This is a genomic window from Microbispora sp. GKU 823, assembly GCF_002027145.1.
Taxonomy (GTDB): domain Bacteria; phylum Actinomycetota; class Actinomycetes; order Streptosporangiales; family Streptosporangiaceae; genus Microbispora; species Microbispora siamensis.
This window is the reverse complement of sequence record NZ_MWJN01000181.1, coordinates 1-8,369: the sequence shown is the minus strand read 5'-3', so window position 1 is coordinate 8,369 and position 8,369 is coordinate 1. Positions and strand designations below refer to the sequence as shown.

General features: G+C 71.5%; 10 protein-coding genes and 1 pseudogene. 6 read left to right on the top strand and 5 right to left on the bottom strand.

What is annotated here, in order from left to right; all coding sequences use genetic code 11:
* Window positions 1-403: 403 nt before the first annotated feature.
* From B1L11_RS43235 to B1L11_RS53470, 5 genes are all read right to left on the bottom strand, one after another.
* Window positions 404-799, bottom strand: a complete 396-nt coding sequence (locus tag B1L11_RS43235; RefSeq protein WP_079320948.1) for a VOC family protein — start codon at window positions 797-799, stop codon at window positions 404-406.
* 216 nt (window positions 800-1,015) lie between these two features.
* The gene (locus B1L11_RS43230; RefSeq protein ID WP_079320947.1) at window positions 1,016-1,729 is read right to left on the bottom strand and encodes a YafY family protein; all 714 of its coding nucleotides are present in this window, start codon (window positions 1,727-1,729) and stop codon (window positions 1,016-1,018) included.
* Between the two features lie 106 nt (window positions 1,730-1,835).
* Complete coding sequence (locus B1L11_RS43225) at window positions 1,836-2,294, bottom strand: YafY family protein (RefSeq protein ID WP_079320946.1); 459 nt, start codon at window positions 2,292-2,294, stop codon at window positions 1,836-1,838.
* Window positions 2,295-2,363: 69 nt separating this feature from the next.
* The gene (locus tag B1L11_RS43220; protein WP_256863408.1) at window positions 2,364-3,254 is read right to left on the bottom strand and encodes a PHP domain-containing protein; all 891 of its coding nucleotides are present in this window, start codon (window positions 3,252-3,254) and stop codon (window positions 2,364-2,366) included.
* Window positions 3,227-3,379 carry a hypothetical protein gene (locus tag B1L11_RS53470; RefSeq protein WP_256863407.1) on the bottom strand — a complete coding sequence of 51 codons (153 nt, stop codon included), beginning with the start codon at window positions 3,377-3,379 and terminating at the stop codon, window positions 3,227-3,229. Before B1L11_RS53470 ends, B1L11_RS43220 begins: the two co-directional genes overlap by 28 nt.
* 132 nt (window positions 3,380-3,511) lie before the next feature.
* On the opposite strand from B1L11_RS53470, the gene B1L11_RS43215 reads away from it, so the two are divergent.
* From B1L11_RS43215 to B1L11_RS43195, 6 genes and pseudogenes are all read left to right on the top strand, one after another.
* A complete protein-coding gene (locus B1L11_RS43215; RefSeq protein WP_256863406.1) occupies window positions 3,512-3,991 on the top strand; it encodes a hypothetical protein in 480 nt (159 codons plus the stop codon).
* 13 nt (window positions 3,992-4,004) lie between these two features.
* On the top strand, window positions 4,005-5,168 hold the full coding sequence (locus B1L11_RS43210; protein ID WP_079320944.1) for a glutathionylspermidine synthase family protein: 1,164 nt from the start codon (window positions 4,005-4,007) through the stop codon (window positions 5,166-5,168).
* Between the two features lie 15 nt (window positions 5,169-5,183).
* Window positions 5,184-5,627 (top strand): DUF350 domain-containing protein, encoded by a 444-nt coding sequence (locus tag B1L11_RS43205; protein WP_079320943.1) that lies wholly within the window; start codon window positions 5,184-5,186, stop codon window positions 5,625-5,627.
* Between the two features lie 135 nt (window positions 5,628-5,762).
* Window positions 5,763-6,299, top strand: coding sequence for a hypothetical protein (locus B1L11_RS46260; protein WP_143737971.1), 537 nt, complete (start codon window positions 5,763-5,765; stop codon window positions 6,297-6,299).
* Window positions 6,203-7,405: a DUF2079 domain-containing protein gene (locus B1L11_RS43200; protein WP_079320942.1), complete on the top strand. Its 1,203-nt coding sequence runs from the start codon at window positions 6,203-6,205 to the stop codon at window positions 7,403-7,405. The genes B1L11_RS46260 and B1L11_RS43200 overlap by 97 nt, the downstream gene beginning before the upstream one ends.
* 157 nt (window positions 7,406-7,562) lie before the next feature.
* Window positions 7,563-8,369 (top strand): annotated as a pseudogene (locus B1L11_RS43195) (PucR family transcriptional regulator); the annotation flags it as partial.

Sequence of the window (8,369 nt, the reverse complement as noted above, 5' to 3'; positions counted from 1 at the left end):
ACCTCGAACGGGCGGCCGGCGGACCCCGCCCGGCCGGCGGAGGCGGGGTATGGCCGTCCGAGCGCCCTGACGGCCCGGAGGGGAAGGGCCCGGGGGAAAGGCGCCGCAGGGGAAGCACGGGAGGGGGGATCCCGGCGGGCGTTCGGACGGCCTGGGTACGCTCCGGCCGGTCAGGCACCGGCCGTCGCGAAGATCAGGAATCTGCTCGCTCCAGCGTCATCACTCGGCTCTCCGTCACCGGCCTCGGCCACCACGCCGCCCAGCGTGTCGGAAACAGGCCGATGCGAGAATCAGAAGTCGGCTCCTCGCGCGCCGCTCACCTGTCAGCCGGCCTCGGCCACCGGTATCGACCGGGGGACGGGAACCGCCGTCGCGGAGACGGGGACCACGCGGCGCGGGCCGGTCAGGAAGCGGCCGGGGTGAAGACGCCGAAGAGGTTGCCGGACGTGTCGTGGAGGTAGGCGAAGTCGGGGCCGCCCTCGATGCCCACGACCTGGCTGAGCACCTTCCCTCCCAGTGCCTCCACCTTCCGGCAGGTCTCGGCCACGTCCTGCACGAGCACGGTGAAGACGGCGTGGCCGGGCATGTCGCCACGGGTGCCGAACACGCCGCCACGCAGCTCGTCGTCACCGTCATAGCTGATGAGCCGGTAGTCCATGCCCACGGCGGCCGAGTCCTCGTCGGTCCGGAACCGCCAGCCGAACAGGTCGCCGTAGAACCGCTGGACGCCCTCGGGGTCGTCGCTCGCGATCTCGAACCAGGCGACCGTGTTGACGGCGGGGGCTGCGGGAGTGGTCATCTTCGGCCTCTTTCTCTGTTGCCTTATGGGGGGCGCTCGATCTCCTGCGCGACGGCGCTCGTGCTCCATCTGCGGATGGCGGGCGCGTGACGAGCGGGGAAGGCGCTCGATCGACCGCGGCCGGTCCGTCGTCGCATGAGTAGAGCCTCCCGCCCTTCGGCGACACCCCCCTGTCGGTGTTTCCAGAAATTCACGAACATCTTTTCGAATTCCCACTCAGTCGAGCACCGGCGTCCGCGCGATCATGTCGGGCACACCCGCGTCGAACGCCTCCAAGGGCCGGCCGGGCACCGGATCTTCGGTGAGGACGGCCTCGGCGATCCGGTCGAGCCGGAAGACGCGGACGGCGTCGCGCAGCCGGCACCAGGCCACCAGGTACCACCACCCGCTCCGCCCGCCGACGAACGCCCCGGGCTCCACACTTCTGGTGGTCAGCACGCCCTGCGCGTCGCCGTAGTGGATGCGTAAGACGACGCCCTTGAGCAGGGCCTCCTCGATGACCCTGCCGATCGACCCGGTGTATCGGGACTCCGGCTTGTCCTCGGTGAGGATCTGCACCCGGGCGGCCAGTTGCCGGGCCCGCTCCCCCTCGGGGCCGGGCATGGCGGCGACGAGTTTGCGCAGCGCGCTGCGCGCCTCGTCGGCGAAGGGCTGCTGTTCTGTGCGGCTGAGAGCGATCGCCACCGCCACGGCCTCGGCGGGGGTGAAGTTGAGCGGGGGCAGGGACATGCTCTTGTCCAGCGCGTACCCTCCCCTGCGCCCGACCTCCGCGTAGATCGGCACGCCGGCCTGCTGCAGCGCGGAGATGTCCCGCTCGATGGTCCGCGAGCTCACCTCGAAGCGCAGGGCGAGCTCACGCGCGGACCGGCAGCGCGGGGAGATCGCCCGCAGGTCCTCGACGATCGCGTAGAGCCGGTCGGTACGGTTCACGCCGCAGAGGGTAGGCCACCCCACCGACATTTCTCGCTGACGCGTTCGACTATCTCACATCGACGCACGTCAGCACGGACATCCGAGCGGCGCCCGTTCAGCAGGCTCAGCCGCCGACGGCCTCGGCGAGCTCGGCCAGGCGGTCGCGCCCCGGCTCGGGGAAGCGCTCGTCCATGACCTCGGCCCACGAGATCCGGTCGAGCCGGAAGACGCGCACGTCGTCGCGCAGCCGGCACCAGGCCACCAGATACCAGTGCCCGCCGCGGCCACCGAGGCAGATGCTGGGCTCGACGTCCCTGACGGTGGGCACGCCCTTGCTGTTGACGTACTCCAGGCGCAGCACGTGCCGCCCGCGCAGCGCCCTGTCGATGGCGCGCTTCACGGCGTCGGGGCCCGCGAGCGCGTACCCGCCCTGGTCGAGCCGGATCGGGACACCGGCCTCCCGGAGTTTCGCGACGTCGCGCACGACGGTGCTCTTGCTGACCCCGAGGCGCGAGGCGAGCTCGCGGGCCGACAGGCATCCGCCGGATTCCAGCTCCTTCACCAGCGCGTCGCGGCGTTTCATGATTCGACGCTACGTCGATCAGTCCGGCGAAACCCGCCCAACACACCTCACTCGGACGCCACAGCACTATCACCCCAAGTCTGCAGTAGTCCCCCAGGGACGGGTGTTGCGGATGCGCTCGGGCGGTATGCCGCACAGGGCCGCGCGCTCGCACCCGAACCGCTGCCAGTCGAGCTGGCCGGGCGCGTGGGCGTCGGAGTCGATCGCGAACTCGCAGCCCATCTCGTACGCCAGCCGCATCAGGCGCTTGGGCGGGTCGAGCCGGTCGGGCCGGGAGTTGATCTCCACCGCGACCCCGAACCGCCGGCACGCCTCGAAGACGATCTCGGCGTCGAACCGCGACTCCGGCCGCCCCCGTCCGCGTACGACGCGGCCGGTGCAGTGCCCGAGTACGTCCACGTGGGGGTCGGCCACCGCCGTGACCATCCGCCGGGTCATGTCCGCGGCGTCCATCCGCAGCAGCGAGTGGACGCTCGCCACCACGACGTCGAGCCGTTCGAGCAGCTCGGGCTCCTGGTCGAGCGAGCCGTCGGTGTTGATGTCCACCTCGATGCCGGTCAGGACGCGGAACGGCGGGCCGCCGTCCCCCGCGTACCGCTCGTTGAGTTCGGCGACCACGTCGAGCTGCCGCCGCAGCCGGTCGGCGGACAGGCCGCGCGCGACCGTCAGCCGGGGCGAGTGGTCGGTCAGCGCCAGGTACTCGTGACCGAGCGAGCGGGCGGCGTCGGCCATCTCCTCGATGGGCGATCCGCCGTCCGACCAGTCGGAGTGGCTGTGGAAGTCGCCGCGCAGCGCCGAGCGCAGCGCCTGCGCGGCCTCGTCGAGGTCGACGTCCTTGGTGTCCTCGAGCCGCCGCAGGTAGGTGGGCACGGCGCCGTCCAGCGCCTCGGTGATGGCCAGGGCCGTGACCTTGCCGATGCCCCTCATGTCGGTCAGGCCACCGGTGCGCGCGAGCCGCACCAGTTCCTCCCGGGGCAGGCCCTCGATGGCGGCGGCGCGCCTCGGAAGGCGCGCACGCGGTAGGTCGGCTCGCCGGCCCGTTCCAGCAGGAAGGCGATGCGCTTCAGCGCCTCGACGGGATCCACATCCGGCACGCTACCCGGCGTACGGGATCTCAGCCGGGCGGACATAACAGACTCGTCAGGAACCCCGCATCAGCCTGTCCCGTTCGTCCAACCAGACGATAATGTGTGCCGATCTCGACAGCAGGAGCCCGATTGGCAGAACCCGGGGAGAGCCCCCCACCGAAGACGACGCCACCCGACGGCTCCTCCCTGCCCACCCATCCCATGGCCATGGGCACGCCGCGGCCGGAGACGCCGCCGCCGTCGAGCGGCATCAAGTCCTCCACGGCGATCAAGCTCGGCACCCTGGGCGTGCTGTCCGTCCTCGTCGTCGGCTTCTGCGCGGCGCAGGACGACTACGAGGAGGTCGGCGCGGACTGCGTGGACACCTCGACACTCAACCCGGACGGGTCGTACGTGGTCGTCGACGACGACTACTGCGACGACGACGACGGCCACAGCCACTACTCCGGCTCGCACGGCGCGTACCGCTGGTATTACGGCGGCACCCGCAGCGGCGGCCGGGTCTACCGCGGCACGACGGTCAAACCGGCCGATGCCCAGATCACGACCCGGTCGGGGCGGGTCGTGCAGCGGGGCGGCTTCGGCTTCCACTCCGGCGGCGGCGGCTGAGCGGGGCCGGCACGTGCGCAGGCTGACCTCGGCGCCCAGGGAGAACTGGGCCGCCCTCATCGAGTCGCAGGGGCTCGCGTTCCACCGCTCCGCCCACCCCGAGGGCCTCACCCGGCCCTACTGGGACGAGAGCGTCCACTACGTCTTCACGATGGAGGAGGTCCTCGCCCTGGAGGAGCAGGTCGAGGAACTCCACCGGATGTGCCTGGCCGCGGCCGACCACATCGTGGCCTGCGGCCGGTTCGCCGACCTCGGCATCCCGCCGCACTGCCGCGCGGCCGTCGCGGAGTCGTGGCGGCGGCGCGACCCGCACGTCTTCGGCCGGTTCGACCTGCGCTACGACGGCACGGGACCGGCCAAGCTGCTGGAGTACAACGCCGACACCCCGACCAGCCTGGTCGAGAGCTCCGTCGTGCAATGGTTCTGGCTGAAGGACGTGTATCCCGAAGACGACCAGTGGAACTCGATCCACGAGCGCCTCGTCGACCGCTGGAAGTCCCTCACGCTCCAGACGGGCCCGGCCCACTTCGCGTGGACCAGCGCCGACGAGACGGGCGAGGAGGCGATGACCATCGGCTACCTCCAGGAGACCGCGGAGCAGGCCGGGCTCGTCACGGCGGCGATCGCCATGGAGGACATCGGCTGGGACGCGCTCAACAGGCGGTTCGTCGACATGGAGCACCGAGTCGTCCGCACGCTGTGCAAGCTGTACCCCTGGGAGTGGATCGTCGCCGAGCCGTTCGCGCCGCACGCGCTCGCGCAGCAGATCTCGATGACGTGGATCGAGCCGCTGTGGAAGATGCTGCTGTCCAACAAGGCCCTGCTGGCGATCCTCTGGGAGCTGTACCCGGGCCACCCGAACCTGCTGCCCGCCTACCTCGACGGTCCCCGGGAGCTGGCCGGCGGACCTGGCTACGTGCGCAAGCCGCTGCTCGGCCGCGAGGGCGCATCGATGCGGATCGCCGCACCGGGCGTCGAGGTGGAGACCGAGGGCGACTACGGCACTGAGGGCTTCGTCTACCAGGAGTTCCTGCCGCTGCCGGACTTCGACGGCTGGCGTCCGGTGCTCGGGGCGTGGATGGTCGACGACGAGTCGGCCGGGCTCGGCATCCGGGAGACCTCCGGCCTCGTCACCGACGACACGTCCTCTTTCGTCCCCCACCGCATCCACGGCTGAAAGCGAAGGCCCCCCGTGAACACCACAACCTCCATCGCCGACGTGCTCACACACGGCGCCCTGGCGATCCTCGCGTACGCCATCCTGGGCGTGCTGCTGCTCGTCGCCGGGTTCTACGTCGTGGACCTGGCCACGCCCGGGCGCCTCAGCAAGATCATCCGTACCGACCGCAATCCCAACGCCACGGTGCTGGCCGCCTCCAGCGTCGCCGGCGTCGGGCTCGTCGTGGCGGCCTCCATCTGGTCGTCGGGCGGCGCGCTGCGCGAGGGGCTGCTCGCGACGCTCGTGTTCGGCCTGGTGGGCATCGCCGTGCAGACGATCGGCATGGTGGCCTTCGACAAGGTCGCCGGCATCTCGGTGCGTGAGCTCGTCCGGGAGACCACGCTGCAGCCCGCCGCCGTCCTCCTCGGCGTGACGCACTTCTTCATCGGCCTCATCACGGCCGTCGCCGTCATCTGAGCCCGTACGGGCCGGTGAAAGATTCATCGGCACATGGGAGGAGGCCCAGGTGGGAGCATCGGGCGTCCCAACGGGGAATTTCCGGGGATACACGCGTATAGACCGTTCCCGCCCGAAGGGCCTACTCTCCTCCTCGTGATCACGGGGACCGCGACGTCCGGGCAACCGGCGGAGGAGCCGCCCCGGGAAGGCAGCGACCCCGACACCCTGGAGGCAGCCGCCGTGGACGGAACGGCCGTCGCGGAGCCAGGAGACACCGCAGGCACCCGGGCGGCCGGCGAGGCGGAACCCGGAGACACAGCCGGCGCCACGGCCCCCGCCGAACCGGAGGAACGGCCGGGCGGCGAGGCGGACCCGCGCCCCGCGCCGCGGTTCTGGAAGTCGAACCGCCATGTGATCGCGCTGTCCGTGCTCTGCGCGCTGTCGGCGGCCCTGAACTGGACCCTTTCCCTGCTCAGGTTCGCCCACTTCCAGGTGAGCACCTACGACCTGGTCATCTTCGACCAGGCGGTGCGCGGATACTCGCACTTCTCGGCGCCCACGGTGCGCTGCGCGGGGTCACCGGCGGCCTCGGCATGGACTACATCCAGCTCGCCGACCACTTCTCGCCGATCCTGGCCGTGCTGGCGCCCCTCTACTGGCTGCACGACGGGCCCGAGACGCTGCTCGTGACGCAGGCCGTGCTGTTCGCCCTGGCCATCCCGTTCGTGTGGATGTTCACCCGCCGCGTGCTGGGCACGCCGCACGCCTACCTCGTCTCCGTGGCGTACGCCATCTCCTGGCCGATCGCGCAGGCGACGGCGGTGGAGTTCCACGAGGTGGCCTTCGTGCCGCTGCTGAGCGCGATCGCCGTCGAACGGCTGCACGCCGGGCGGCGGCTGCCCGGCCTGCTCGCGGTGCTCGGCCTGCTGCTCACCAAGGAGGACCTGGGCCTCATGGTGGCGGGCCTCGGCGTCTGGCTGTTCCTCACCGGGCAGCGCAGGCTCGGCGCCGAGCTGGTCTTCACCGGGGTGGCCGCGTTCGAGGTGGTGCGCAAGTTCGTGATCCCCCTGGCGGGCGGCAACCCGGCGTACTACACGCGCTACTCGAAGCTCGGCGAGGACCTGCCGCAGATGCTGTGGAGCGCCGTCACGCGCCCGCACGAGTTCGTGGCCATGCTCTTCGACGACCACTCGAAGTGGGACACCTGGGGCCTGCTGCTGTGGCCGGCGCTGTTCCTGTGCCTGCTGTCCCCGCTGTTCCTGGCGGCGCTGCCGCTGATCCTGGAGCGGCTGCTGGCCGACTCCGACAACTGGTGGTCGACCGGCTGGCACTACGACGCGTTCGTGATCGTGATCCTGCTGATGGCCGGGGTGGACGGCGCCGCCCGGCTCATCCGGTGGCTGGAGCGGCGCGGGGTGCCGCGCCCCGGGCACGGCCTGCGGCTCGCCTACGCCGCCGCGGTCTTCGCGGTCGCGGTCACCACGGTCCCCTACCGGCCGTTCGACAACCTGATGAGCCCGGACTTCTACCATCCCGACCCGCGTACGGAGGCCCGGGAGCAGGCCATGAGCATGGTCCCCGACGGCGTGGTGGTGGAGGCGACCGACGACTTCGGCGCGCGGCTGTCCGGCCGGACGACCGTGCTGTGGTGGGACTACCAGAAGCGGGGCACGCCCTGGATCGTGGCCTCGGTCAACAACGACCTGCGCGGCGTGGTGGACAGCTACCTGAACGAGGGCTACGAGATGCGTCTCGACCGGGACGACATCGTCGTGCTGCACCGCATCGGCTCCTGAGGCCGCTGGCCGCCGTTCCGACCTGCGGCGACAGCGTCCACACCCCCGTACGGCACGATCACCGGGATGACCTGGCACGCTAGAGGGCGTGAGCGAGCGGGGCGCGTGGAACGGCGGACAGGTGCGTGCGGACGGGCAGAGCGACGACGTCGTCCGGATGGCCGGAGACGGTGTGCCGATGAGCGACAAGATCCGGGAGGACACGGCGCGGCGGCTCGACCGGGCCATGGGCAGCCTCGGGACGGCCGCGATGGCCAGGATGGAGGAGCGGCTGGCCTGGTATCGCGCGCTGTCTGCGGAGGACAGGTCGTGGGTCGGTCTGGTGGCGCAGGCCGGCATCGCGGCGTTCGTGGAGTGGTTCGGCCACGCGGGCGAGGGGCGGCCGACGCCGAGCATCGAGTTCTTCGGCACCGCGCCGCGCGAGCTCAAGCGCAGCGTGTCGCTCCAGCAGACGGTCGACCTCGTCCGCATCGTCGTCGAGGTCGTCGAGGCCCAGGTCGAGGAGCTGGCCGCGCCCGGCGGCGCGGAACTGCTGCGGCACGCGATGCTGCGCTACACGCGCGACGTCGCCTTCGCCGCCGCCCAGGTGTACGCCAGGGAGGCAGAGGCGCGCGGCTCGTGGGACGCCCGGCTGGAGGCGCTGATCGTGGACGCGCTGGTGCGCGGCCAGGTCGACGACGGGCTGCACTCGTGGGCCGCCGCGCTCGGCTGGACCTCCGCGCCGGTCGTCGTCTTCGCCGGGTACGCCCCAGACGAGGATCCGCAGAGCGTCATCGACGGGCTGCGCGACAAGGGGCGGCGCCTCGGCCACGAGCTGCTCGCCGGGGTGCAGGGCGACCGGCTCATCGTCATCGTGGGCGGCGCGGACGGCGTCAAGGACGCGGCGCGCGGCGTGGTGGCGCGCTTCGGCCCCGGGCCCGTCGTGATCGGGCCGGAGGTGCCCGACCTGCACGCGGCGGCCAGG

Excerpts from the sequence above, each read along its gene's own strand:
- B1L11_RS43235 (WP_079320948.1), bottom strand. The coding sequence starts at position 799 with ATGACCACTCCCGCAGCCCCCGCCGTCAACACGGTCGCCTGGTTCGAG.
- B1L11_RS43225 (WP_079320946.1), bottom strand. The coding sequence starts at position 2,294 with ATGAAACGCCGCGACGCGCTGGTGAAGGAGCTGGAATCCGGCGGATGC.
- B1L11_RS43200 (WP_079320942.1), top strand. The coding sequence starts at position 6,203 with ATGGACTACATCCAGCTCGCCGACCACTTCTCGCCGATCCTGGCCGTG.